General features: G+C 53.0%; 29 protein-coding genes. 6 read left to right on the forward strand and 23 right to left on the reverse strand.

Annotated elements, in window-relative coordinates; genetic code table 11:
* Positions 1–9 precede the first annotated feature (9 nt).
* From DW350_RS19200 to DW350_RS19210, 3 genes are all read right to left on the reverse strand, one after another.
* Positions 10–618: a thiol:disulfide interchange protein DsbA/DsbL gene (locus DW350_RS19200; RefSeq protein ID WP_115720482.1), complete on the reverse strand. Its 609-nt coding sequence runs from the start codon at positions 616–618 to the stop codon at positions 10–12.
* A 274-nt stretch (positions 619–892) separates the two neighbouring features.
* Positions 893–1,879: a serine/threonine protein kinase gene (locus DW350_RS19205; protein ID WP_115720483.1), complete on the reverse strand. Its 987-nt coding sequence runs from the start codon at positions 1,877–1,879 to the stop codon at positions 893–895.
* Positions 1,880–1,942: 63 nt separating this feature from the next.
* On the reverse strand, positions 1,943–2,590 hold the full coding sequence (locus tag DW350_RS19210) for a TetR/AcrR family transcriptional regulator (RefSeq protein WP_115720484.1): 648 nt from the start codon (positions 2,588–2,590) through the stop codon (positions 1,943–1,945).
* Between the two features lie 101 nt (positions 2,591–2,691).
* Here DW350_RS19210 and fabF point away from each other — a divergent pair, with 101 nt between their 5' ends.
* A complete protein-coding gene (fabF, locus tag DW350_RS19215) occupies positions 2,692–3,963 on the forward strand; it encodes a beta-ketoacyl-ACP synthase II (protein WP_115720485.1) in 1,272 nt (423 codons plus the stop codon).
* Positions 3,964–4,001: 38 nt separating this feature from the next.
* Here the strand turns inward: fabF and DW350_RS19220 are convergent, their stop codons facing one another.
* Positions 4,002–4,256, reverse strand: a complete 255-nt coding sequence (locus tag DW350_RS19220; RefSeq protein ID WP_115720486.1) for a TIGR02647 family protein — start codon at positions 4,254–4,256, stop codon at positions 4,002–4,004.
* Positions 4,257–4,416: 160 nt separating this feature from the next.
* Positions 4,417–5,004 carry a YceI family protein gene (locus DW350_RS19225; RefSeq protein ID WP_226911455.1) on the reverse strand — a complete coding sequence of 196 codons (588 nt, stop codon included), beginning with the start codon at positions 5,002–5,004 and terminating at the stop codon, positions 4,417–4,419.
* A gap of 287 nt (positions 5,005–5,291) precedes the next feature.
* Between DW350_RS19225 and DW350_RS19230 the strand changes: the two genes are divergently transcribed.
* Positions 5,292–6,512, forward strand: coding sequence for an MFS transporter (locus DW350_RS19230; RefSeq protein WP_115720488.1), 1,221 nt, complete (start codon positions 5,292–5,294; stop codon positions 6,510–6,512).
* Here the strand turns inward: DW350_RS19230 and DW350_RS19235 are convergent.
* A complete protein-coding gene (locus DW350_RS19235) occupies positions 6,509–7,156 on the reverse strand; it encodes a TetR/AcrR family transcriptional regulator (protein ID WP_115720489.1) in 648 nt (215 codons plus the stop codon). The two genes, DW350_RS19230 and DW350_RS19235, sit on opposite strands and share 4 nt — an antisense overlap.
* Positions 7,157–7,251: 95 nt before the next feature.
* On the opposite strand from DW350_RS19235, the gene DW350_RS19240 reads away from it, so the two are divergent.
* The gene (locus DW350_RS19240; protein WP_115720490.1) at positions 7,252–7,905 is read left to right on the forward strand and encodes an O-methyltransferase; all 654 of its coding nucleotides are present in this window, start codon (positions 7,252–7,254) and stop codon (positions 7,903–7,905) included.
* A 37-nt stretch (positions 7,906–7,942) separates the two neighbouring features.
* On the opposite strand, the gene DW350_RS19245 is transcribed toward DW350_RS19240, so the two are convergent.
* Positions 7,943–8,839 carry a LysR family transcriptional regulator gene (locus tag DW350_RS19245; RefSeq protein WP_115720491.1) on the reverse strand — a complete coding sequence of 299 codons (897 nt, stop codon included), beginning with the start codon at positions 8,837–8,839 and terminating at the stop codon, positions 7,943–7,945.
* Positions 8,840–8,937: 98 nt separating this feature from the next.
* Here DW350_RS19245 and DW350_RS19250 point away from each other — a divergent pair, with 98 nt between their 5' ends.
* Entirely contained in the window at positions 8,938–9,765 is an 828-nt protein-coding gene (locus DW350_RS19250; protein WP_115720492.1) for an SDR family oxidoreductase, read from the forward strand.
* On the opposite strand, the gene DW350_RS19255 is transcribed toward DW350_RS19250, so the two are convergent.
* Complete coding sequence (locus DW350_RS19255; protein WP_115720493.1) at positions 9,744–10,661, reverse strand: AraC family transcriptional regulator; 918 nt, start codon at positions 10,659–10,661, stop codon at positions 9,744–9,746. The two genes, DW350_RS19250 and DW350_RS19255, sit on opposite strands and share 22 nt — an antisense overlap.
* Positions 10,662–10,757: 96 nt before the next feature.
* On the opposite strand from DW350_RS19255, the gene DW350_RS19260 reads away from it, so the two are divergent.
* Positions 10,758–11,522, forward strand: a complete 765-nt coding sequence (locus DW350_RS19260) for an SDR family oxidoreductase (RefSeq protein ID WP_115720494.1) — start codon at positions 10,758–10,760, stop codon at positions 11,520–11,522.
* A gap of 47 nt (positions 11,523–11,569) precedes the next feature.
* On the opposite strand, the gene glmS is transcribed toward DW350_RS19260, so the two are convergent.
* Entirely contained in the window at positions 11,570–13,372 is a 1,803-nt protein-coding gene (gene glmS, locus DW350_RS19265; RefSeq protein WP_115720495.1) for a glutamine--fructose-6-phosphate transaminase (isomerizing), read from the reverse strand.
* A gap of 3 nt (positions 13,373–13,375) precedes the next feature.
* On the reverse strand, positions 13,376–14,149 hold the full coding sequence (locus tag DW350_RS19270) for a DeoR/GlpR family DNA-binding transcription regulator (RefSeq protein WP_115720496.1): 774 nt from the start codon (positions 14,147–14,149) through the stop codon (positions 13,376–13,378).
* Positions 14,150–14,343: 194 nt separating this feature from the next.
* Between DW350_RS19270 and DW350_RS19275 the strand changes: the two genes are divergently transcribed.
* Positions 14,344–15,312, forward strand: coding sequence for a NosD domain-containing protein (locus tag DW350_RS19275; protein ID WP_115720497.1), 969 nt, complete (start codon positions 14,344–14,346; stop codon positions 15,310–15,312).
* 26 nt (positions 15,313–15,338) lie between these two features.
* Here DW350_RS19275 and glmU read toward each other — a convergent pair whose 3' ends face one another.
* The 13 genes from glmU to DW350_RS19335 form a co-directional block, all read right to left on the reverse strand.
* Positions 15,339–16,700: a bifunctional UDP-N-acetylglucosamine diphosphorylase/glucosamine-1-phosphate N-acetyltransferase GlmU gene (gene glmU / locus DW350_RS19280; RefSeq protein WP_115720701.1), complete on the reverse strand. Its 1,362-nt coding sequence runs from the start codon at positions 16,698–16,700 to the stop codon at positions 15,339–15,341.
* Between the two features lie 92 nt (positions 16,701–16,792).
* Positions 16,793–17,212 (reverse strand): F0F1 ATP synthase subunit epsilon, encoded by a 420-nt coding sequence (locus DW350_RS19285; RefSeq protein ID WP_115720498.1) that lies wholly within the window; start codon positions 17,210–17,212, stop codon positions 16,793–16,795.
* Between the two features lie 12 nt (positions 17,213–17,224).
* A complete protein-coding gene (atpD, locus tag DW350_RS19290; RefSeq protein WP_115720499.1) occupies positions 17,225–18,637 on the reverse strand; it encodes a F0F1 ATP synthase subunit beta in 1,413 nt (470 codons plus the stop codon).
* 36 nt (positions 18,638–18,673) lie between these two features.
* Entirely contained in the window at positions 18,674–19,534 is an 861-nt protein-coding gene (gene atpG / locus DW350_RS19295) for a F0F1 ATP synthase subunit gamma (protein ID WP_115720500.1), read from the reverse strand.
* Between the two features lie 50 nt (positions 19,535–19,584).
* On the reverse strand, positions 19,585–21,126 hold the full coding sequence (gene atpA / locus DW350_RS19300; RefSeq protein WP_115720501.1) for a F0F1 ATP synthase subunit alpha: 1,542 nt from the start codon (positions 21,124–21,126) through the stop codon (positions 19,585–19,587).
* A 14-nt stretch (positions 21,127–21,140) separates the two neighbouring features.
* A complete protein-coding gene (gene atpH / locus DW350_RS19305; protein WP_115720502.1) occupies positions 21,141–21,674 on the reverse strand; it encodes a F0F1 ATP synthase subunit delta in 534 nt (177 codons plus the stop codon).
* Between the two features lie 11 nt (positions 21,675–21,685).
* Positions 21,686–22,156: a F0F1 ATP synthase subunit B gene (gene atpF / locus DW350_RS19310; RefSeq protein WP_115720503.1), complete on the reverse strand. Its 471-nt coding sequence runs from the start codon at positions 22,154–22,156 to the stop codon at positions 21,686–21,688.
* A 46-nt stretch (positions 22,157–22,202) separates the two neighbouring features.
* Entirely contained in the window at positions 22,203–22,460 is a 258-nt protein-coding gene (gene atpE / locus DW350_RS19315; protein WP_115720504.1) for a F0F1 ATP synthase subunit C, read from the reverse strand.
* A 51-nt stretch (positions 22,461–22,511) separates the two neighbouring features.
* Positions 22,512–23,312, reverse strand: a complete 801-nt coding sequence (gene atpB / locus DW350_RS19320) for a F0F1 ATP synthase subunit A (protein WP_115720505.1) — start codon at positions 23,310–23,312, stop codon at positions 22,512–22,514.
* Positions 23,313–23,323: 11 nt separating this feature from the next.
* A complete protein-coding gene (locus tag DW350_RS19325; RefSeq protein ID WP_192954756.1) occupies positions 23,324–23,707 on the reverse strand; it encodes an ATP synthase subunit I in 384 nt (127 codons plus the stop codon).
* Between the two features lie 369 nt (positions 23,708–24,076).
* Positions 24,077–25,003 (reverse strand): ParB/RepB/Spo0J family partition protein, encoded by a 927-nt coding sequence (locus DW350_RS19330; RefSeq protein ID WP_115720507.1) that lies wholly within the window; start codon positions 25,001–25,003, stop codon positions 24,077–24,079.
* 9 nt (positions 25,004–25,012) lie between these two features.
* Positions 25,013–25,225: a ParA family protein gene (locus DW350_RS19910; protein WP_442899779.1), complete on the reverse strand. Its 213-nt coding sequence runs from the start codon at positions 25,223–25,225 to the stop codon at positions 25,013–25,015.
* Entirely contained in the window at positions 25,210–25,809 is a 600-nt protein-coding gene (locus DW350_RS19335) for a ParA family protein (RefSeq protein WP_442899780.1), read from the reverse strand. The genes DW350_RS19910 and DW350_RS19335 overlap by 16 nt, the downstream gene beginning before the upstream one ends.

The raw sequence follows: 25,809 nt of genomic DNA on the forward strand, positions 1-25,809 counted from the left end.
TTTTTTATATCAGTCTTTTTTCTTCAGCAAATAATCAACTAGCTGGAACAGTTCTTCTTTAGACGTTACTGAACCATTGTTGACCTTGTACTTGCCGTTGATGATAAGGGTTGGCACGCCGCGGATATTAGCGCTTTCGGTATTGCGCTCCATCTGTGCCAAACGGCCGTTTACAGAGAAAGAATTCACGGCAGAGTCAAAATCTTCACCGGGTACGCCAGCAGACACGAAGATATTACGGATGTCATCCATACCGGTAATGCGTACGTGGTCTTTGTGGATAGCGTCGAACATTTTCGGCACCACTTTCTTTTCTACACCCAGCAGTTCCATTACCGCGTAGGAACGTGACAGCTCAACGCCGATTTTGCCACCAAGAAAATCCACGTGGTTACGGGTGAATTTTACGTCTTTAGGTAGCTGCGCTTCGAGTTCTTCAACAATGGGTTCAAAGTGGTAGCAATGGGGGCACAGAAACGAAAAATATTCGGTTACCTCTGGCTGTGCTGTCGGGGCCGCCATTTTAACGACGTCGTAGTTTTCCCCTTCTTTAAAGTCTTGCGCAAAGGCTAAAGGAACTAGGCACAGGGCAACCAGGCCCAACAACAAATTCTTCATGTGATCCCTCGGGAATGGCTTTTAAACTAGCCTATCATACAAAACATCGTCTCTATGGCAGCGACGATGCACTGAAAGTTTCATTATTTTTTATCAGCCAGGTACTTAACCAACGCTAATAATGCGTTCTGCTATTGCCCTCTATGCAATGATGCAGCGCCTTCTAAAGAAAGGCCGTCACCTTTGCAGCAGCTCGCAGAGAGGCGCTAAAAACCCGCACAAAAATTCAGGTTTTCATCACCTTACATAGCCAGGCTCTAAAACTGGCACAGCCTCAGAAACCGGTCAACAAACGCAGCGGCGGTTCGTTAAGTGCGGCCAAACTTTCCTTAAAGTTCAGCACTTGGTTCTCCCAATGCCGGGGTTCAGCAAACCAGGGAAAAGCCAGCGGAAAGGCCGGGTCGCCCCAACGCAGCGCCAACCAACCTAGATGCTGCACTTGCCTGAGCGCCTGTAGGGGGGCCACCAGTTGCAGTTGGCGGCTGTCAAAATCCATAAACTGCTCATAGGCTTCCACCAACACCGCCAACTGGCTTTCCTGTTCGTGGCGACTGCCGGACAGCAACATCCATAAGTCCTGCATGGCCGGCCCCTGGCGTGCATCATCCAAGTCCAGAACAAACAGCCCCTGGCTACCTTCTAAAAAGTTACCGGCATGGCAGTCACCGTGTAAGCGCAGGCTGGGAACTTGCACCTTGGCAAAGGCCTGCAACGTGGCATCAACCAAGGGTTTTAAGATGGCGTCTAATGGGGCGCGCAGGTAATCCGGAATGTGCTGGCATTGGCCAATGGCCGCCACAGCGTTGGCCAGTAAAACCTCTGGGTCTAAGGCTTCACGATAGCGAAAAGCCTTGGCGCTACCCTGCTGATGTAGCCGGCCAAGATATTGGCCTAAGGTGTCGAGGGTATCGAGGTTGGCGATTTCCACCGGCCGGCCACCAACCGACCGATAAAGCGCCAAGCGGTAGCCCTGGCTTTGATGCAGGCTTTGGCCTTGATGAATGGCAGGAGCGACCACTGGCACTTCCGCGGCGGCCAGTTCAGCGGCAAAGTCATGTTCTTCTTGGATCTGCTCGTTGCTCCAGCGTCCTGGCCGGTAAAACTTCACCACCCAGCGCTGGCGGTCGTCGTCTAAAAACTGGTAAACCCGGTTCTCGAACGAATTGAGGGGCAAGAGCCCAGAACTCACCCAAATGCCCAGCTCTTCTAGGGCGTTAAGGATGGTATCTGGGGTGAGATCAGAAAAATCAAAATGCGACATCGGCGCTCTCAAAAACAAAGACAGTCCATTATCGGCGCAACGGGCCGCGGATTCGACCGCCTTTTAAGAACGCCGCTCGGATTTGTGGCCCAAATATCCCACCACATCTTCTGTTACCCCAAGCAGCGCCAAAATTTGCTGTTGGGCCGCCTGTAAAATCCGCCGCTGCTCTTCCGGGTCGCTAATCACCCGCGCCATGGTCACCGCCCCGACCAAAGACGCCAAAATCGCTCTGGCCTTATCGCGAATATGGGCCGGGCCATCCTGGGCTTTGTGCAGGCGGTTAAGGGCTTTTATACGCCGCTCCAGCATGTCGCGAAGGTGCTCGTAGGAGCTTTGAAACAAGTCGCGAATACGGGCGTTATCATTACCGATTTCATTAAACAGCACCGCTTCTGGCCCCGGCAATTGCGGGCTACCAGATTGACGCAGCCCCCAGTAATTAGCCGCCAGGGCAATCAGCTTTTTCACTGACAGCGGCGCCTTTACCAACCTTGAGCGACCATTATCTTTTAATGTTTCCAAAAAAGAGGCAGAGTAAAGGGCCTCTTTGGAATCAAAATGCGCATAAAAGGCGCCATGGGTCATCTGGGCTTCCTTCATGATTTGGTTGATGGAAACCTTCTCAAAGCCATGGCGAGCAAACAGCTCGGTGGCGGATGCAATGATCCGGGCCCGGGACTTGGCCTTATGGCCCTTGGCGTAAGGCATAGGCGTATCCTTCTTTATCCCCTCGTAAATATTACCTTGATCATATGGTGCCGAACGTTAGGGTTTTGAGCACATAAAAGCAGTGCTGTGGAGAATCCCCCATGAACTCACCTATCGTAATTACCGGCATGGGCATGGTCAGCCCTCTGGGCTGCGGCGTCAAGACAGTCTGGCAAAGACTGACCGCCGGTCAGTCCGGTCTGGGCTTTATCGACCGCTTCGACACCACCGACTTTCCCATCAAAATTGCAGGCTTGGTGCCGACTATTGAACAAGACAGCGAAGCCGGTTTTGACGTTGATGCCGTGGTTGAACCCAAGGAACGTAAAAAACTCGACCCCTTTACCGTCTATGCCCTGGCGGCGGCTAAAGAAGCGCTGGCCCAAGCGGGTTGGAACCCACAAACCGACGAAGACCAGCAAGCTACCGCCACCATTATTGGTACCGGCATCGGCGGCTTTACCACCATTACCAGCGCCCAGAAAACCTTAGACAGCCGTGGTTACAAACGTTTGTCACCCTTTACGGTACCGGCGTTCTTAGCCAACTTGGCCGCGGGTAACCTGTCGATTAAGTACGGCTTTAAAGGCCCGCTTGGCGCCCCGGTAACCGCTTGCGCCGCTGGCGTACAGGCGATTGGCGATGGCATGCGCCTTATTCGTTCTGGCGAAGCCAAAGTGGCCTTGGTTGGCGGCACCGAGTCTTGTGTCGACCCGCTTTCTCTGGCCAGCTTTAACGCCCTTAAGGCGTTATCGACTCAAGCCGACAACCCAGCCACCGCCTCGCGCCCCTTTGATGCTGACCGCGCCGGTTTTGTCATGGGCGAGGGTGCCGGCCTGATGGTTATCGAAACCTTGGAACATGCCCTGGCGCGTGGCGCTAAACCGCTGGCCATCATTAGCGGCTATGGCACCAGTTCGGATGCGCACCATATTACCTCCGGCCCAGAAGACGGCGCCGGCGCTGCCAACGCGGTGCGCCGGGCGCTCAGCATGGCTGACCTAAAACCTGAAGACATTCATTACGTTAATGCGCACGCCACCTCGACCCCGGTCGGTGACCGGGCAGAAGTCGCCAGCTTGCGCAATGTCTTTGGTGACAAACTGCCAAGCGTGCCGGTGTCATCGACCAAGTCGGCCACAGGCCACTTGCTTGGCGCCGCAGGCGGTGTGGAAAGCATTTTCACCACCATGGCAGTGATAAACGACCTGCTACCGCCAACCTTGAATTTGGCTAAGGTCGACGACACCATGACCGACATGGACTTGGTGCCGAACAAGGCCCGTAGCCAAAAGGTTCAACACGCGGTGTGTAACGGTTTTGGCTTCGGCGGCGTTAACGCGGCGCTGATTGTGAGCAAACTGCCGGCGTAACCCGCCGGTCAAAAAAGCCCGCCTGATGGCGGGCTTTTTTATTCAGTAAAGAGCGCGGGTTCTGAGGTCAAAATGGTGAGCGCCAACTGCAAATGTTCAACTGTTTCACGGCCAAGCTCGGTGAGATAACCGCCATCAGCCTGGCTGATAAGGTCCTTTTTATACAAACGCTCTGTAGCGGCAATTAAGGCCGGGGCCGCATCGTTATGCACCTTGATGCCGGCTTGCAGTGAATCCAAGGAAAAGCGGCTTAGAATAGCGATTTCATCCAGTAGGGCTTGGGAAAGGGCCATGGTTATTGTCTCTTGTTAGCTGCCAATCTGGCTGGGTATTCAATACATAGCAGTTAGCCGCAAAGGTTGCCCAAACCAAGGCGCTACGATTCAGCCAAGCAGTTATCTTTGTTTCATAAAAAAGCCCGCCAAATGGCGGGCTTTTTCCGTGCATCGGGTCTTACTTAGCCGCTTCGGCTTCAGTAGAAATGCGAATGGTGATGGCGTCGCTGACGTAAGGCACGTATTTGGCCAAGCCAAATTCAGAACGCTTAATGGTAGTAGTGGCATCAAAACCAATGGCAGGTACTTTGGCCATGGGGTGAATACCTTCTTTGTTCAGGGTAGCGTGCAGCACGACGTTTTTGCTATGGCCTTTAATGGTCAGCTTGCCATAAACGTCATATTTCTTGCCGCCCTTGGCTTCTACCTTGGTGCTTTTGAAGGTAGCGGTTGGGAATTTGCTAACGTCAAAGTAGTCAGCTTCCAAGAATTCTGCGGTCAGCGCCGGTACGTGAGTATCGACGGTTTTTACCGGAATGGTGACATCAACACTGGATTTAGCAGGTGCTTTGTCATCGAAGTTGATGGTACCGGTCACATTAGAAAAATCAGCAGTCGGGTTAGAAAAACCGAAGTGATTCCAAGACACGACTACGCTGGTGTGAGTAGGGTCCATTTGGTAGGTTTTAGTGGCCGCCATGGCACCCATGCTGATTGTGCTTGCCAAGATCACCAGTGCCAGATTTGCTTTCTTAAACATGTGCAGATTCACTCCATTTGCTTTAGTCCGGCTTTGGGCTTTAACAACTCCACCTTCAGCCACCGTTATTAACATACTACTGTCGAATAGAATGGCCACAATGGCTAAATATTCAATCTAAGGTTCTAAAAAATAGAATGGTTTGGCGCCCATTGCTGTTATTTCAGGCAGCTGCAACCCCGTTCAACTGTACATAAACATAATCAAAACTTATAAATGAGGTAACAACCATATATTAGATTGATAGAGGCGAAAGCTTTAAAATAGCCATACACTTTTCGCGGTACCCCCTCATGTCTTCACAAAGCAGTAGTTCACCAGCCTGGATAGCTCGCGGTGATAAAGACTACATCAAGGCTGGTTTTGCCCTTTTCTTGCTGGGCTTTGCCAGTTTCTCGCTAATTTACTGTGTGCAGCCTTTGCTGCCGTCCTTTGCCAACAGCTTCGGGCTGACACCGGCGCAAAGTTCGTTGGCGCTCTCGCTCACCACTGGCCTATTAGCCTTTTCGATTATGCTGGCTGGGGCCTTTTCCCAAGCATTGGGCCGCCGGGGGCTGATGTTCTGCTCAATGCTACTGGCAGCCTTATTGAACCTGGGAGCCTCCATGGCCCCCAGTTGGCACAGTTTATTGCTGGCGCGGGCGTTGGAAGGTTTTGTACTGGGCGGCGTACCGGCAGTGGCCATGGCCTGGCTGGCCGAAGAAATTCACCCCGATCATCTAGGTAAAACCATGGGTTTGTACGTGGGCGGCACCGCCCTTGGCGCCATGATTGGCCGGGTTGGCATGGGGCTGATGACCGAGTTCACCTCCTGGCGCATAGCGCTAGGGGTACTGGGAGTGCTGTGCATTCTTTCGGCTGTTGGTTTTATTTTGTTGTTGCCGCCATCGCGCAATTTTGAAAGAAAGCCCGGTTTTAATATTGGCTTTCATCTGCAGTCATGGGGTAGTCACCTTCGTAACCTGCGCTTGGTACGGCTCTATTTTATTGGCTTTTTACTGACCAGCATTTTTGTAACGCTGTTTAACTACGCCACCTTCCGGCTGGCGGGTGCACCTTATTTTTTAAGCCCAACCCAAATCAGCCTGATCTTTCTGGTATATGCCTTTGGGGTAGCCTCTTCTTCCATTGCCGGCCGTCTGACCGACAAACTCGGCCGTAAAGGTGCCATTGGCCTGGGCTTTTTACTGATGCTTAGCGGCACCTTACTGACGCTATTTGCCGAGTTGCCGTTGGTGGTATTGGGCGTTGTGCTGGTGACATCGGGCTTTTTTATCAGCCATTCGGTCACCAGTGGCACCGTGGGGCCCGTGGCGGGGCGTAATAAAGGCCATGCCTCGTCGCTTTACCTGCTGTTTTACTACATGGGTTCAAGCCTGATTGGTTCTGCCGGCGGTTGGTTTTGGCTGCACGGTGGCTGGGGCGCCATTGTTGGCCTAACCGCTGGCACGGCATTGCTGGGCCTACTGACGGTAGCTACAGTGTCAACCCGGCCGGCGCAAGTAAAAGCCTAAGCAGCGCTATTTTCCCGCTGTTGTAGCCCTTGCAGATAGCCGCAAAGCATATCGGCAAGGGCATCTGCATAGGTGATTAGCGCTGACTCTGTACGCGGTTTTGTTGAATACTGTTTGGCCACCGCGCCTAAGGTATCACTAATAAGGTCATTGGCGAGCTGGCGGATGTGCGGCGCACTGTTCGGCAAGGCTTCTGCCAAAAAGCGCTCTACAATCCCCCAACTTCGGCCTTTTACCTGATGCGCCTGCGGCGCATCGCGATACAGCGGCGCCGCATCATGCAGTGCCACGCGCATCTGCGCTTCCTCACACTCAGACCGTAAAAAAGCATGCACCAAAAGCCGTAAACGCCGTAACGGCTCGGTATTCGTGTTGCTCAATATATCCGCCAGCAAGTTAGCCGTACGCTGCCATTCATCGGTTTGCAGACGAAACAAAATCGCGGCTTTGTTAGGGAAATACTGATAAAGCGACCCCACACTCACCCCCGCACGCTCAGCCACCCGCGCCGTGGTAAAGCGCTGAGCGCCTTCCTTTTGTAAAACCTGAATAGCCGCTTCCAAAATACTGGCCACCAGCTCATTGGAACGGGCCTGTTGGGGCGCTTTTCGCGAGGAAATATCGGGGCTTGGGCGATCGGTCATCAGGGGCTTACCAATGCGAATAGAAAAAAACGAATAATTATTCGTATTCTATACCAGCGCTGCGCAACGCATAAAGCCTTGATTTAGGAGACCTGATGAATACCTTAAAAACACTGACACCGCTGCTTGATACACTTTATGCAGAGGCAGCGGCTGTTGAATGGCCAGACGACGCTTTAGCGCTAACAGCCGAGCAGCAACAGCAGCTGATGCACAGCAAAACCGATTACCTGGCGCTTTATAGCCGTTTAAAAGAACAGCCTTTACCGGTGGCAAGAGATACCGGGCAGCTGTTGTATATGTTGGCCCGCAGTAGCCAGGCAAACACCATTGTTGAATATGGCACTTCATTCGGCCTTTCCACGCTGCATTTAGCTGCCGCGCTAAAAGACAACGGCGGCGGTTTACTGATCACCACCGAGTTCGAATCTTCAAAAGTGATAAAAGCCCGTGCCAATCTGGTTCAAGCGGGTGTCAATGACCTGGTGCAAATTCGTGAGGGTGATGCACTGCAAACCCTGGCCACCGATCTTCCGGCAAGCATTGATTTGGTACTGCTAGACGGCGCCAAAGCGCTTTATAAGGACATTTTGGATTTATTGGCACCGCGTTTGCGGCCAGGAGCGCTAATCGTTGCTGACGACGTGCACCACTGCCCAGAATACATAACAAAGGTGCGAGACCCCGCCAGCGGCTATTTGTCTATTGCCTTACCAGACGATGTCGAACTTACCGTGAAAACCTTTTAGCCGAGACCCGAAGCCCGCCTTTTAGCCAAGGCCGGCTTCACTGCCAATCCCGCTCTTTTACCACATCAACCAAGGCCCTTAGCCCCGGCGCCATGTGGCGATAGCGAGGAAAATACAGATAAAGGCCAGATTCCAAGGGGCACCAGTCATCCAGCACCATTTGTAACTGCCCTCTGGCTAATAAGGCATGGGCGTAACCTTCGGGAACATAGGCAATACCCAGCCCTTGGGCGGCGGCTTTTACCATCAAGGTGTTGTTATCAAGGGACAGCTGCCCCGGCACATCCACGGCAACCGCCTGGCCATTTTTGGCAAACTCCCAGTGGTATCGCTTGCCACTGGGTAGGCGCTGGCGAATACAGTGGTGGTGGTGAAGATCCTCTGGCACCACTGGTGCTGGGTGACTGGCAAGATACTGGGCAGAAGCAACGGCGATGAAACGCCATTTGGGCCCAAGAGGTAGAGCAACCATGTCTTTCGGCACCGCCTCACCAAGACGAATACCGGCATCAAATTGCTGCGCAACAATATCAATCAATTGCCCATTACAAACCAAATCAAGGCCAATACCCGGGTAGCGCTGCTTAAAGGTGGGTACCACCTTGTCCAGCAGATAGGCAATGGCCGCTTCGCTGCCGTTGATGCGCACTTCGCCAAAAAGATGCTGCTGGTCATGGCCTACATCAAACAGCAGCTGCTCTAGGCCACCCAAAAGCGGCGAAAGGCCGCTCAACAAGCGGTCGCCCGCTTCGGTTAAAGACACACTGCGGGTGGTGCGGCGCAGCAATTGCACGCCCATTTTGTCTTCCAAGCCTTTCATCACATGGCTTAACGCCGAGCGGCTAACACCCAGCTGGTCAGCGGCTTTACGAAAGCTACGCTGCTGGGCGATTTCGCGAAAGGCGGTAAGTTCGTCCAAAGACGGCTGCTTCATTGGTGAAAATCTCTAAACAACTCAGCCAAATTGTTGGCCATTAAAGGATTAATCACCAGCCTATACAGTGGCAGCTTCTAAAGAAAGGAGTTAACGCCATGAACAATAAAACCTGGTTTATTACCGGTGCTTCTTCCGGCTTGGGTTTGAAACTGACAGAAAAAGTACTGACCCGCGGTGACAAAGTATTTGCCACTGTACGCAATACGCAACCTTTAGCCGCCTTGCAAGAGGCCTACCCGCAAGCCCTACAGTTACTGCATTTGGATCTCACCGATACCGCTAACATACGCCGGGCTGTGGATAGCGCTTTTTCAGCAGCATCCATCGATATAGTGGTCAGTAACGCCGGTTATGGTTTGTTTGGTGTGGCCGAAGCACTGACCGATGCGCAAATTAGCCGCCAGCTGGCTACCAACCTTACCGGCGCTATTCAGCTTATTCGCGCAGTATTACCGCATCTGCGGGCCCAAGGCGGTGGCCGTATCGTGCAAGTGTCTTCAGAAGGTGGGCAAGTCGCCTATCCCAACTTCAGCCTCTACCATGCCAGCAAATGGGGAATAGAGGGCTTTGTTGAAGCGGTTGCCCAGGAAGTGGCGCAATGGGGTATCGATTTTGTGATTGCCGAGCCAGGCCCAACCGCCACGCAGTTTGCTAAAGGGTTAGATGTGGCACCGTCGTTGCCCAGTTATCAGGGCAGCAGTGCCGAAACATTCCGCCAGGCACTATTAGCGGGCAATTTTGCCCTCAAGGGTGATACCGATAACACCATTGAAGCGATGCTAAGCGTTATTGATAAGCCAAAAGCGCCGCTGCGGGTGGCCCTTGGCAGCATTGCCTACAACAACATCCGCGCCGCTTTAACCCAACGTTTAGCCGAGCTGACACCACAAAAAAGCCTGGCTTATTCGGCCGATAAAACCTGAGCGGGCAGTTTGCTAAAGGCGGAAGGGGTTTTACCCACATAACGGCTAAACGCCACACTAAAGGTGCTGGCAGAACTGTACCCGACCTGTTCTGCCACCTTGGCCACACTGCCTTGGCGCTGACTGAGCATTTTCTTGGCCAGCGCCATGCGCCAAGAGAGCAAATATTCCATGGGTGGTATCCCAAGGGCACGGCTGAAGCGCTCAAAAAAGGCCGAACGGGACAGCGCTGCCGCTTTCGCCATCTTGGCAACTGTCCAAGGCTGCTCTGGAGCTTGGTGCAATGCCTTTAAGGTATTGGCCAAGCGCTCATCGGCCAGCCCTTTGATTAAGCCGGGTGCCGCAACTTGCTGCTGTGATGAACGCAGCGCTTCAATCAGCAGCACTTCTAAAAGCCGCTCTATCACCACCTCTTTACCTGACCTGTTGGCCAGCGCTTCATCGCGAATAAGCTGCGCCAGGGTGGTAAGCCTTGGTTGGTCGCGTACCAAAACCAGCTGGGGCAGCAGTGACATTAATAAAGCTTCATCTGGGGTATCGAAGTGACAATGGCCCACTAACCAAGCGGCCTCTGCGGGCAAGGTAGGGTCACCCAAGCGAAAGTAGCCATCGGCCTGGCGGCTGGGCTGACTTTCAAGTTGCACGCTATCTGATAAGCCAGGGCTGCACATAACAAACATCATGGCCGCCGGTATCAGCACAAAGTCGCCTTTGGCCAGTTGAAGCCGGGACCGGTCAGCCAGGGTAAATTCCGCGCATCCCTCCAGCATCAAACCATAATAAGTTCGGCCAAAATCGCTGCGGCTCACTCGCCACTCTCCGGCCGCTATCACCTGCTTTGAAAACGGCGTGCTGGGGCGAAGCAGACTAACCACCTCGGCAAGGGGATCGCTCAAATGGACGCTCGCTAAAAATTTATGGACTGTTGATTGCAGTTAGTCTTACCGCAAGCCGGTATCGTTTTCAACGCTATCAACACAGGAGCACACCCCATGCAAACCATACTGATCACCGGCTGCTCGTCTGGCTTTGGCCTTGAAATTGCCAAGGACTTTTTAAAAAAGGGCTGGCGGGTTATCGCTACCATGCGCAACCCGCAACAAAACCCTTTGCCGCCATCCGAAAACTTGCAGGTGTTAAAACTCGATGTCACCGATGCCAGCAATATTGCTGAGGTGGCCAAAATAGCCGGTCCCATCGATGTGCTGGTCAACAACGCCGGCGTTGGCTTGGCAGCAGTACTCGAAGGGGTACCGATGGCAACCGTCCGTTCACTTTTTGAAAGCAACACTTTTGGGCTGATGGCGCTGACCCAAGCCTTTTTGCCGCAATTTCGCGCCCAGGGCCACGGCACCATTATTAATGTGTCCTCATCGGTGACCTTAAGGCCACTGCCAATGCTGTCGGTCTATGCCGCCACTAAAGCCGCAGTAAACATCTTTAGTGAATGCTTAGGCATGGAACTGGCGCCCTTTAATGTGCAGGTAAAACTGCTGCTGCCAGGCATGGCGCCAGAAACGACCTTTGGCCAAAACGGCATGGCAATGATGGAGCGCCAAGGTGTCAGCGTGCCAGAGGCCTACACCGATTTCGTCAGCCCTATTTTCGCCAGCTTTACCGAGCCCAAAGACGTTAGCCAGTTAACCCAGGCCAAAGATGTGGTGGCCGCAGTATGGCAGGCAATTGATGACCCCAATGGCCCGATGAAAATCCCCGCCGGGGTAGACGCCCAACAAGAGGCGGCTAGCCAACGCTAAGTAAAAAGCCCGCATCTAGGCGGGCTTTTTTTGCTGATCGGGCCGACTTATTCCACCGTCACCGATTTGGCGAGATTGCGTGGCTGGTCAACGTCGGTACCTTTGATAATGGCCACGTGGTAGCTCAACAGCTGTAGCGGCAGGGTGTAGAGGATGGGGGCCAGCACTTCGTCGCAGTGCGGCACGCTCAGCACCTGCATGTTATCGGCTTTACTGATCGCCGCATCAACGTCCGCAAACACGTACAGTTCGCCGCCGCGGGCCCGCACTTCTTCGATATTGGATTTGAGCTTTTCCACCAGGTCGTTGTGGGGAGCGACCACCACAATTGGCATTTCCGCATCAATCAGCGCCAGAGGGCCGTGTTTAAGCTCGCCAGCGGCGTAGGCCTCGGCGTGGATGTAGCTAATTTCTTTGAGTTTTAAAGCCCCTTCCATGGCGATGGGGTATTGGTCGCCACGGCCCAAGAAAAGGGCATGGTTTTTCTCGGCAAAGTATTCGGCTAACGCCTCGATTTCTTTATCAAGGGTCAGGGCGCCTTCTATCAGGGCGGGCAGTTTATGCAGCGCTTGCGCTACCGCTTTAACCCGGGCGCTATCTTTACTTAGTGCGGCGGTTAACATCAGCAGTGCCGTGAGCTGGGTGGTAAAGGCTTTCGTGGAAGCCACACCAATTTCCGCACCCGCCTTGGTCATCAAGGCCATGTCTGACTCACGCACCAAGGAGGAGCCAGGCACATTGCAGATGGTAAGGGTTTTGGCATAGCCAATCTCTTTGGCTAGCCGCAGCGCGGCCAAAGTGTCAGCGGTTTCGCCGCTTTGCGAGATGGTAACCAATAAAGCGCCGGGCCGCGTGACTGACTTGCGGTAACGAAATTCAGAGGCAATTTCGACATTGCAGCTAATACCGGCAATGTCTTCAATCCAATACCGCGCCACCATGCCGGCATGGTAACTGGTACCGCAGGCAATAATTTGGACGTGTTCGATGCCGTCTAAATTAGCCAATTCGCTCAGCTGGAAGCTATCGCCAACCAGTCGCCCTTCCAGGGTGTTGCGAATGGCAATGGGCTGTTCATGAATTTCTTTTAGCATGTAGTGGCGGTAGGGGCCTTTGTCACCGCTGTCATGCTTAAGGTCGGTCTCTTTGGCTTCCCGCACCACAGGCTTGCCACTACGATCAAAAATGCTGACCTGCTGGCGGGTCACTTCTGCCACGTCACCTTCTTCCAGAAAGGCAAACTTGCGGGTGACCGGCAGCAGCGCCAATTGGTCTGAGGCCAGAAAATTTTCACCAATACCAAAACCGATAACCAAGGGGCTACCACTGCGGGCGGCAATAAGCCGCTCGGGGTCTCGCTTGTCCATTACCACCATGCCGTAAGCACCATGCAGTTGCTTAACCGCGCTTTGCACCGCGGCCAGCAGGCTGGTGGCGGTTTTCAGCTCATGGTGCACCAAGTGGGCGATGACTTCGGTATCGGTCTGGGAGGTAAAGACGTAGCCCTTGGCTTGCAGGTCTTGGCGCAGGCTTTCAAAGTTTTCGATGATGCCGTTATGTACCACCGCAATAGTGTCTGCCGAAACATGGGGATGGGCATTGGCTTCTGAAGGTTCACCGTGGGTAGCCCAGCGGGTATGGGCAATACCGGTGCCACCGGATAATGGCGTTTTAGCCAGGGCATCACTCAGCGCTTGTACTTTACCCACCCGGCGCACCCGGCCTAGCGCTTGATTATGAATAATGGCGACCCCGGCCGAGTCATAGCCGCGGTACTCTAAGCGGCGTAAGCCTTCGAGCAGAATGTCTTGCACATCCCTTTGGGCTACAGCGCCCACAATGCCACACATAAATTACTCCTCGCTGCTCGCACAGCGCACTTGCACGCCCTGCGCTTCAATTTGTGCTTTGGCCGCCACATCAAGGCGGTCATCGGTAATTAGGGTAGAAACCGCCGCCCAGGGCAGTTCCAAATTGGGAATTTTGCGGCCCAGCTTGTCAGCTTCGGCAACCACTATCACTTCCCTGGCCACTTCACTCATTACTCGCGACAACCCCAATAACTCGTTAAAGGTGGTGGTGCCGCGTGCCGGGTCGATACCATCACAACCAATAAAAAGCTGGTCGAAATCGTAGGAACGCAACACCAGTTCGGCCACTTGCCCCTGAAAGGCTTCGGTGTGCGGATCCCAGGTGCCGCCGGTCATCAATAATGTCGGCTCATTTTCTAAATCGCGAAGTGCTTGCGCCAAGGTCAGGCTGTTGGTCATCACCACCAAGCCGCGCTTGTCATTGAGATGCGGCACCATAGCGGCGGTGGTAGACCCAAAATCCATGATGATGCGGTTATGGTCGCGAATACAGCTGGCGGCCAAGGCGCCAATGGTTTGCTTTCGCTTCGAAACTTCTACATCACTGGCGGCTTGGGTCAGCTCACTTGGCAGCGGTACAGCGCCACCGTAACGGCGAAGCAGCAAGCCATTGCGTTCCAGCTCTGCCAAATCTTTACGAATGGTGACCTCAGAGGTGGCAAAGTAGGCCGCCAGTTGCTCTACAGAGACCTGGCCCTGCTCAGCCAACAGCTGCAATAAGGTATGGCGACGCTGAACGGTGTTTCGTTTAGCCATAATGATAGATTAAGTTTCGATTTGAAACTTAATCTATCAGAACGAAATTTTAACGCAATAACAAAACTCAAAAGATGCGGGTTGGTTTAGTTTGAGATTAACGAACAACCGCCACAGGGCGAAAATAAGCGGCATTTTCCTTATTTATATTGCTTAAATAGAAAATACCCTTCCGCCTTCACCAAGGAAAAGAGATGCATAAAGGCATTGATTTCATTATTGCTTTGTTCGTCGGATCGTTATCACTGCCGCTTTGGGCAACAACCTACAGCCCCAGCAGCTCCTCGGAACTCACCACTGCACTGAGCAGCATTAATCCCGGTGATACGGTGAACCTGCAGGCGGGTGTCACCTATATAGGCAACTTTACCATTAGCCGTAAAGGCACCAGTGACCAGCCCATTATTATTACCGGCCCAGCAAGTGCGATTCTTGATGGCGACAGCCTTTCTTCGGGCTACACCCTCTATTTAAAGAATGCTCAATATATTGAATTGTCAGGCTTTACCATTAACCACGGTCAAAAAGGGCTGATGTTAGACAATGCCAAGCACAACACCTTTAGCGGCTTAACCATTAAAAATACCGGCATGGAAGGGTTTCATTTTCGTAAGTATTCCCAATACAACCGTCTTGAAAACTCCACCATTGAAAATACCGGTAAAACGAAAGCCAAGTATGGCGAGGGGATCTATGTTGGCTCAGCCAACAGTAATTGGTGTAGCTACACCAGTTGTAAGCCCGACCACAGTGACAACAATGTGATTAGTGGTAATCACATCACCAATACCACTGCAGAAGCGATTGATATTAAGGAAGGAACTTCCAATACCACCATTACCGACAACACCATCAATGGTTACGGCATTGCTGCTGTCGACAGCCTGATAGATGTGAAAGGCGATAGCGCGATAATTAACAATAACAATGTGTATATCAGCACCAGCAATGACAACGTCGAAAACGGCATTACCATCCATAACGTTTATGGAGATTGGGGCCAAGGCAACAGTGCAGGGGGCAACAGTATTGACCTCAGTAATGCCAGCGGCGCGAATTACGCCATTAAGTCATACTCTGGTGCGACTGATACCACGGTCTGTGAGGATAACACCGCAACAGGCGCACAACTTACCAACATTGATACTGAAAGCTGCGATTAAAAAAGCCGGCATCAGCCGGCTTTGGGTTATTTCTTTTTCACTGGTCGCTGCCAGCCTTCAATATTGCGCTGCTTGGCTCGGGCGACAGCTAATTGCTGGTCCGGCACGTCTTTGGCAACGGTAGAGCCCGCGCCAACAGTGGCATCACGGCCAATGGTAACCGGCGCCACCAAGGCGCTGTTGGAGCCAATAAAGGCACCATCGCCAATAACCGTTTGGCTTTTATTGACGCCATCATAATTACAGGTGATGGTGCCAGCGCCAATATTGACGCCACTACCAATCTCGGCATCGCCAAGGTAGGTGAGATGATTGGCTTTAGAGCCTTGGCCCAATACCGCCTTTTTCATCTCCACAAAGTTACCGACATGGCTATCGTCTTTCATTACCGCGCCGGGGCGAAGCCTGGCAAAAGGCCCCAGGGTACAGTTTTGGCCAACGGTCGCTTCATCAAGCAGGGTATTGGCTTTGATATGGCTGTTATCGCCGACGCTACAGTCTTTTAAAACGCAGCCACTGTCGATTTGTACGTTGTTGCCAATGACCACCTTACCTTCAAAGATGACATTCACATCCACCAGCACGTCTTCACCCACACTGACTTCACCGCGAATATCGACCCGCGCCGGGTCACGCAGGGTAGCACCACTTAGCATCAGGGTTTCGGCCTGACGCTGCTGATAGGCACGCTCCAGCGCCGCCAATTGTACGCGGTTATTGGCGCCTTCGACTTCCATGGCGTCAAGGGGATGGGCGGTGGTAATGGCTTTGCCTTCACCATGGGCCATGGCGATGATATCGGTAAGGTAATACTCGCCCTGGGCATTGTTATTGGACAGACTCCCAAGCCAACGCTTAAGGTCCGCCGCTTCGGCGGCCAGAATACCGGTATTAACCTCAGTGATGGCAAGCTCAGCCTTGCTGGCATCTTTTTGTTCGCGAATGCCGACCACCTGGCCATGCTCACGCAAAATACGGCCATAACCATTAGGGTTACGCAAGGTCACGGTTAATAACGCAATACCGCCTTGCTGACGTTCGGCTAACAAGGCGGTTAGGGTTTCGGGGCGAATAAGGGGCACATCGCCATAAAGCACCAATACCAGGCCGCTATCGGGAATATCCGCCATGGCCTGCGCCACCGCATGGCCGGTCCCTAACTGCTCGGCTTGCAGCGCCCAGCTAACAGGTTCCGCTGCCAAACGCTCACGCATTAACTCGCCACCATGGCCGTACACTAAATGGATGCCGTCAGCGCCCAAGGCCTCGGCGGCATCAATAACATGCTTGACCATGGGCTTGTGGGAAACCGGGTGCAGTACCTTTGGCAGGCTTGAGCGCATGCGGGTGCCTTTACCGGCGGCAAGAATAACAATGTGCAGATCCATGAGGCGTATCCTTATCAAAGCTGGGCGCAGCATAGCGAAAAACAAAAAGGCGGCCAAGTTGGCCGCCTTTTTCAATCATGGCTCAACCATGATCAATTCTTTTTCAAGAGCTCCAACAGGCGCAGCTTGGCTGCGGCCTGGGCCAATTCCACCATGGCTTCGGCATAGTCGAAGTCGCGGCTCTGTGCAGTGATGTTGTTAAGGGCATCTTGGCGAGCAGATTCGGCTGCTTGGCCATCGATGTCTTTACCACGAAGTACTGTATCGGCCAGCACGGTTACGCCATGAGGTTGCACCTCAAGTACGCCGCCAGACAGATACAACAATTCTTCGTCACCAAACTGCTTGACCATACGCAGTACACCGGGCTTGAGGTGGGTCAGCAAAGGGGCGTGACCATAATGCACGCCCAAGTCGCCCCACTCACCGGTGACCTGGATACTCTCGACGAGGCCAGAGAATATTTTCTTCTCGGCGCTCACCACATCCAACTGTATCGTCATCGCTGCCATTAGCTCCTCCTATTAGAGCTTATTGGCTTTCTCGACTGCCTCGTCGATAGTACCAACCATGTAGAAGGCCTGCTCTGGCATGTGATCGTATTCACCTTCCAGGATGCCCTTGAAGCCACGGATGGTTTCTTTCAGGGACACATATTTACCTGGCGCACCGGTGAACACTTCGGCCACGAAGAAGGGCTGAGACAGGAAGCGCTCGATTTTACGAGCACGAGCCACGGTCAGTTTGTCTTCTTCAGACAGCTCGTCCATACCGAGGATGGCGATGATGTCTTTCAGCTCTTTGTAGCGTTGGAGCACGGTTTGCACCTTACGGGCAACACCGTAGTGCTCGTCACCTACGATCAATGGGTCCAGCTGACGGCTGGTGGAATCCAGCGGGTCAACGGCAGGGTAGATACCCAAAGACGCGATCTGACGGCTCAGAACCACGGTCGCATCCAAGTGAGCGAAGGTGGTAGCAGGAGACGGGTCAGTCAAGTCATCCGCAGGTACGTATACCGCCTGTACGGAGGTGATAGAACCGGTTTTGGTGGAGGTGATACGCTCTTGCAGCACACCCATCTCTTCGGCCAGGGTAGGTTGGTAACCTACGGCAGAAGGCATACGACCCAGCAGTGCCGATACTTCGGTACCAGCCAGGGTGTAACGGTAGATGTTATCCACGAAGAACAGTACGTCACGGCCTTCGTCACGGAACTTCTCGGCCATGGTCAGGCCGGTCAGCGCAACGCGCAGACGGTTGCCCGGCGGCTCATTCATCTGGCCGTAAACCATGGCAACTTTGGACTGGCTCAGGTCGTCGGCGTTGATTACGCCCGCTTCCTGCATCTCGTAGTAGAAGTCGTTACCTTCACGGGTCCGTTCACCAACACCGGCGAATACGGACAAACCGCTGTGCTGGGTCGCGATGTTGTTGATAAGTTCCATCATGTTGACGGTCTTACCTACACCGGCGCCACCGAACAGGCCGACTTTACCACCCTTAGCAAAGGGACAAACCAAGTCGATAACTTTAATACCGGTTTCCAGCAGCTCGGTGCTGTTGGCTTGGTCTTCGTAGCTAGGCGCGTCGCGGTGGATAGACCAACGCTCTTCTTCACCGATAGCACCTTGCTCATCGATGGGGTCGCCCAGTACGTTCATGATACGACCCAAGGTATGGGTGCCTACCGGAACCTTAATGGTGCCGCCAGTGGCAATCATGCTCATGCCACGTTTGAGGCCCTCGGAAGGACCCATAACGATACAACGGACAACGCCGCCGCCCAGCTGTTGCTGAACTTCAAAAACCATGCCGTCGTGTTGGTTACCTTCGGCCTGGAGTTTCAGGGCTTCGTATACCTGAGGTACAGCAGTCTGGGGGAACTCAACGTCCACCACAGCACCGATGACCTGTACGATCTTGCCTGTACTCATGATGTTTCCTCTGAACTATGAATTCGGATGTTCGCCTTAAACAGCGGCCGCACCGCCAACAATCTCACTGAGCTCCTGGGTGATCGCAGCCTGACGGGCCTTGTTGAACACCAGTTGCAGATCGTCAATGAGGTTGCCTGCGTTATCGGTAGCCGCTTTCATAGCCACCATCCGCGCTGCCTGCTCGCAAGCGAGATTTTCTACCACGCCCTGATACACCTGAGACTCCACATAGCGCTTACACAGGGTGTCTAGCAGGTCGCGAGGCTCACCTTCGTAGAGGTAATCCCAACGATGGGCAATTCCCTCTTCTTCGGACTTGGGCAGAGGCAGCAATTGGTCGATGGTCGCGTCTTGCTTCATGGTGTTAACGAACTCGTTGTACACCAGATACAGACGGTCAATTCGACCTTCATCAAATGCTTTCAACATGACCTGGACGGAACCTATCAGGTCAGCCAGTGCCGGCTCGTCGCCCAGACCAGAGGTCTGTGCTACGAGGTTGCCGCCATGACGTTTGAAAAAAGCAGTGGCCTTGGTGCCGATGACGGCAAAATCCACTTCGATATTTTTCTCACGCCATTGTTTGACGTCGGCAGTGACTTTCTTGAGCAGGTTAGCGTTCAGGCCACCGCAAAGACCGCGGTCGGTCGAGACCACAATGTAGCCAACTCGTTTGGCCTCGCGTTCATCCACATAGGGATGTTTATACTCGAGGTTGCCACGAGCGATATGGCCAATCACCTTACGAATAGCATCGGCATAGGGGCGGCTATGCGACATGCGCTCTTGGGCGCGACGCATTTTTGAAGCCGCCACCATTTCCATGGCTTTGGTGATCTTTTGTGTACTCTTGACGCTGGCGATCTTGCCTTTAATTTCTTTAGCGCCGGCCATAATGATTCACTCCGTTTTCAACGGGGGGCAGGCTCAGCCTGCCCGGCGAATTACCAAGACTGGGTAGCCTTGAAGTTATCCAGAGCAGCCTTCAGGCCAGACTGGATGTCGTCGCTGTAATCGCCTTTCTCATTGATCTTGGCCAGAAGCTCAGCGTGCTCGCTACGCATGTAGGACAGCAGAGCGTCTTCAAAGGCGACAATCTTGGCGACTTCAACGTCATCCAGATAGCCTTTTTCAGCCGCAAACAGTGACACACCCATTTCTGCGATAGACATAGGCGCATACTGCTTTTGCTTCAAAAGCTCGGTCACTTTTTGACCGTGGTCCAACTGACGGCGAGTCGCGTCATCAAGATCAGAGGCAAACTGAGCGAAAGCCGCCAGTTCACGGTACTGAGCCAGCGCGGTACGGATACCACCGGACAGTTTCTTGATGATTTTGGTCTGTGCTGCACCACCTACACGGGATACGGAGATACCCGGGTCAGCTGCCGGACGAATACCGGAGTTGAACAAGCTGGTGGTCAGGAAGATCTGACCGTCGGTGATAGAAATCACGTTGGTCGGTACGAACGCGGAGACGTCGCCGGCCTGGGTTTCGATGATCGGCAGTGCGGTCAAGGAACCGGTTTTCCCTTTCACTTCACCTTTGGTGAAACGCTCAACGTACTCAGCGTTAACGCGAGACGCACGTTCCAGCAGGCGAGAGTGCAGATAGAAAACGTCACCAGGGTAGGCTTCACGGCCCGGCGGACGGCGCAGCAGCAAGGAGATTTGACGGTAAGCAACGGCCTGTTTGGACAGGTCATCGTATACGATCAAGGCATCTTCGCCGCGGTCGCGGAAATATTCACCCATGGCACAACCGGCGTAAGGCGCCAGGTATTGCAGGGCAGCCGCTTCAGAAGCAGAAGCAACCACCACAATGGTGTTGGCCAGAGCGCCGTGTTCTTCGAGTTTACGTACCACGTTAGAAATGGTGGAGGCTTTTTGGCCTACCGCAACGTAAACGCTGAACACGCCAGAATCTTTCTGGTTGATGATGGCGTCAACAGCCAGAGCAGTTTTACCTACTTGGCGGTCACCGATGATCAGCTCACGCTGACCACGGCCTACTGGCACCATGGCGTCGATAGCTTTGTAGCCGGTTTGCAGCGGTTGGTCTACACCTTGACGGTCGATAACGCCAGGGGCGATCACTTCAACCGGGGAGAAGCCGTCGTTATCGATAGGACCTTTGCCATCGATAGGCTCACCCAGAGTGTTAACCACACGGCCCAGCAGGCCGCGGCCTACCGGTACTTGCAGAATACGGCCGGTAGACTTAACGGTAACGCCTTCAGCCAAATCGGCATAAGGGCCCATTACCACGGCGCCGACAGAGTCGCGCTCAAGGTTAAGGGCGATGGCGTAACGGTTACCAGGCAATTCAATCATTTCGCCTTGCATGACATCAGCGAGGCCGTGAATACGGATGATACCGTCGGACACGGAAACAATGGTGCCCTCGTCATGCGCTTCACTGACGACGTCAAACTGGTCAATACGATTCTTGATCAGCTCGGCGATTTCGGTGGAATTCAGTTGCATGCTCTATTCCCCAATCAGGATTGCAGCGTTTGATTCATCCGCCCCAGCTGTCCTTTGACAGAGCTGTCGATCACCAAGTCACCCACTTGTACCAGGGTGCCTGAGATCAGGGACGGGTCCACGCTGCACTTAAGCTTAACTTTGCGTGCGAGACGCTTCTCTAGCGCAGCACTCAGTTTGCTTTGCTCGTCTTCGCTCAGGGCGACGGCGGACTTAACGTCGGCCTCGACTTCCTTAGCGTATTCATGACGCAGCTCGGCATAGAGCTCTGCGACCGCCGGCAACGCCGGCAGGCGTTCGTTTTCAGCCATTACCTTAATCAGGTTCTGACCGTGCGTGTCCAATTGCTCGCCACAAATCTTAATCAGTGCGTCAGCTTTTTGGCTGGCACCCAGATTACTGGTGAAAAGGGCCTGCAATTTTTCGTGCTTAGCCACTTCACCAGCGAAATGCAGCATGTCTGCCCATTGATCAATGGCAGATTTTTCGACCGCATACTCAAAAGCCGCTTTGGCATAGGGACGAGCAACAGTAGTCAGCTCAGACATGGCTCCCCCTATCAAATGTCGGCGACAATCTTGTCGAGAATGTCGCGGTGTGCAGCTTCGTCAATGGAACGCTCGAGAATTTTCTCAGCGCCAGCAATGGCAAGTGCAGAAACCTGCTTACGCAAATCTTCACGAACACGCACACGCTCTGCGTCCACTTCGGCATGACCGGAAGCGACAATTTTCGCTTTCTCTGCCTGGGCTTCAGCCTGTGCTTCTTCGATGATCTGCGCCTTGCGCTTGTTAGCCTGTTCAATCAGAACGCTGGCTTGAGCTTTGGCTTCCTTGATGGTGTCGGCAGCCTTGGCCTGAGCCAATTCCAGATCTTTGGCAGCGCGGTCAGCGCTGGCCAGACCGTCAGCAATTTTCTTCTGACGTTCTTCAATAGCATTTATCAGCGGCGGCCAAACATACTTCATGCAGAACAGCACGAAGATAATGAAAGCTATCGCCTGGCCGATAAGGGTAGCGTTGATATCCACAACGGGTCTCCTCTAAATCGGTGAGTGGGAGTCGTTACCGTTGATATTAACCAGCCACCTGGGCCAAGAAGGGGTTGGCGAAAGTGAAGTACAGCGCCAAACCAACACCGATCATGGTTACGGCGTCAAGCAGACCGGCCACGATGAACATTTTAACCTGCAGCATGGGAGCCAGCTCGGGTTGACGGGCAGCGCTTTCCAAGAATTTGCCACCCAGCAGGCCGAAACCGATAGCAGTACCCAGGGCACCCAGACCGATCAGAAGCGCAACAGCGATAGCGGTAAAGCCAACGATAGTTTCCATGGTTATCTCCAGTTTTAATGGTTAATGGTTAAAAACAAATCAAAAAAGTAATTAGTGGTCTTCGCTGGCCAGGCTTAAGTAAACAATGGTCAGCATCATGAAAATAAAGGCCTGCAGGGTGATGATCAGAATGTGGAAAATCGCCCAAGGCACTGACAGCACCCACTGGCCATACCAAGGCAGCAATGCAATCAGGATGAAGATAAGTTCGCCAGCGTAGAGGTTACCGAACAGACGCAGCGACAAGGAGATGGGCTTGGCCAGCAAGGTCACCATTTCCAAAATAAAGTTGAATGGGATCATGAACTTGCTATTAAAGGGCTGCATCGTCAGCTCTTTAACAAAACCGCCCACGCCTTTAATGGCAACCGAGTAGTACAGCATCAACACAAACACACCCAATGACAGCGCAAAGGTGGTGTTCAAGTCGGTGGTTGGTACCACACGGGAGTAAACATGATGGGGGTTAGCACCAAATAGTTCGGCGACTTTTTGCACCACGACCGGCAGAAAATCCACCGGGATAAGGTCCATCAAGTTCATCAGGAAGATCCAGATGAAGATGGTCAACGCCAGCGGTGCAATCACCTTAGAGCGACCGTGGAAAGTCTCTTTTACCGAGCCGTCCACGAACTCAATGATCATCTCGACAAAGCACTGCAGCTTACCAGGTACGCCGGTGTCAGCCTTTTTGGCCACCATCCGGAAGACGCCGATAAAGATCAGGCCAAGTACCACGGAGACGATGATGGTGTCGATATTCCAGGTCCAGAATCCTTCGCCCACCTGCGCATTGGTCAAGTGGTGGTGGATATAGCCGGACGTTGTCAGTTCTGTAGCATTACCAGACATTGTCGGTCCCATTATTTCCGTTGAATCAAAACCGGTGCTAGCCATTGCGCCACAACCCCTACCCCGTAGGCGGCAAAAAGGGCCCCCATGTGAATAGGAGCCCATTTAAGCGCAATGACAAACAGCAAAATTGTCAGCCCGAGTTTCACCGCTTCACCCTTGTAGAAGCCGGTTACTACTTGTCGGGCAGCCCTTGCACCTGCCTGGTTAAAGGCGATGCGGGCAAAAATCAGGTTGGGAATAACACAGATAAGCGCGCCCAAAAGCGCTGAGAAACCAGCTTGCCATCCCCAACCGGCAGTGATCACTATGACGGCCGCCAGTAAAATTAAAGCCTGGCGGGCTACCAGCCGGTATGCTTGCCGTCGGCCGGCGGTAGCCAATTTATTCGTCACTTTTTTCTCCATGCCCCCGGAAAAACGTCCTTAAATTGCCGGAGGTACTAAAAACTGGCGAAAGTATACCGTTTTGCAACCTGATTGCAAATCGAGAACACCCCACCCAGCCTAGAAAAACAGGGCATTTTCGTTCAGGTTTTATCGCGACCAACCCCAGGTTAATGTTGAAAATGCCGGGGAAAAGTTGATTTTTGTTTTTTTGAATAAACTTAACAAAGTGAAAACCAGCAAATAGCCCTGTTAAGTTGATGTTGCTTTACTACAAAAAACCAAAATATCGAAAAAAAGCGCCTAATACGGCGCTTAAATTTGTTTTTTTACAGCTTCACAGCCCAAATCTACTTGAAGCTGCCAATAGTTAACATCTCAGCTTGTTTCAACACCAAGATGCTGCAAAATCCCATCAAGTTCGTCTAATGAACTGTAGTTGATGGTGAGCTTACCTTTGCCTTTGGGGCCATTATTAATGATGACTTTGGCACCAAATCGCTCAGAAAGATTCGTCTCCAAACGGCGAATATCGGGGTCTACCGCCTTTTCTACCTTGGCCGGTTTTCCTTCCAATACTTTTTTAACCAGTTTCTCGGTCTCACGAACCGACAAACCTTTACCGGCAACAAGCCGCGCCGTTTCACTTTGAATATCGCCGTTCAGGGCGAGCAAGGCGCGAGCATGGCCCATTTCAATATCGCCGTGCTCTAATAACCGCTTAACATCATCGTTAAGGGAATTGAGGCGCAGCAGGTTTGTCACCGCAGTACGAGACTTACCCACAGCATCAGCCACTTCCTGATGCGTTAATTCAAATTCGGCCATCAGTCGCTTCAATGCCACCGCTTCTTCCATGGCATTGAGATCTTCACGCTGAATGTTTTCGATAAGGGCTATGGCCACCGCGGCTTCGTCGGGCACCTCTCGCACCACGCAAGGCACCAGCTCCAGCTCGGCCATTTGCGCTGCCCGCCAGCGCCTTTCACCGGCAATAATCTCATATTGTTCAACACCAAGAGGACGCACCACTATCGGTTGAATAACACCTTGGGCGCGAATAGAACTGGCAAGCTCTTCCAAGGCGTCTGGCGCCATATCGCGACGAGGTTGATATTTACCGGGGCGAAGCTGCTCAACCGGCAAGCGGCGCAGCTCTTTTTCTTTCGCCGCCGCAGCCGTTGGCGATGTATCAGCAGTTGTGTCCTGTGGCGGCAACTGCTCTTCTTTTCGTTCTCGGCTAGCGCTGCTGGTTGCCAGCAATGCGTCCAGCCCGCGGCCAAGTCCTCGGGGTTTCTTTACCATGCTAATCCCTTATTCTGCACCGGCTGCCGCCAGGGCTGTGTCCCCTTCATGACGGCGAAGCAGCTCACCGGCTAATGCCAAGTAAGCCTTAGAGCCGTTGGAGGCTTTATCGTAATACATCACCGGCGCACCAAAACTGGGGGCTTCGGCCAAGCGCACGTTTCTTGGAATAACGGTGCGATAGAGTTTGTCACCAAAATGCGCTTTTAGCTGATCGGACACATCATTAGCCAGACGATTCCTGGCGTCATACATGGTGCGCAGCACCCTTCAATATGCAGCTTGGGATTCACCACAGAGGCTAATTTACTGATGGTATCCATCAGCGAGGTTAAACCTTCCAAGGCATAGTATTCACACTGCATTGGCACCAACACTGAGTCGGCCGCCGACATGGCATTCACCGTCAGCAAGTTCAAAGAAGGGGGGCAATCGATGAAAATGTAATCGTACTGGTCCAGCACCGGCGCCAAGGCATTGCGAAGCCGGATCTCTCTGGCGAAGAATTCAATCATCTTCACCTCAGCGGCGGTTACGTCGCTGTTAGACGCGACCAAGTGATAACCACCCACAGTATCTTTTACCACCACTTCATCCAGTGGTTTTTCATCCACCAGTAAATCGTAAGCCGAGTGGGGAACATCGTATTTATCGACACCGGATCCCATGGTGGCATTGCCTTGAGGATCAAGGTCTATCAACAATACACGACGTTTGGTTGCCGCCAATGAGGCAGCAAGATTGACACTGGTAGTGGTTTTGCCAACCCCGCCCTTCTGGTTGGCTACGGCAATAACTCTGGCCAC

It is taken from the genome of Gallaecimonas mangrovi, assembly GCF_003367375.1.
GTDB classification, from domain to species: domain Bacteria; phylum Pseudomonadota; class Gammaproteobacteria; order Enterobacterales; family Gallaecimonadaceae; genus Gallaecimonas; species Gallaecimonas mangrovi.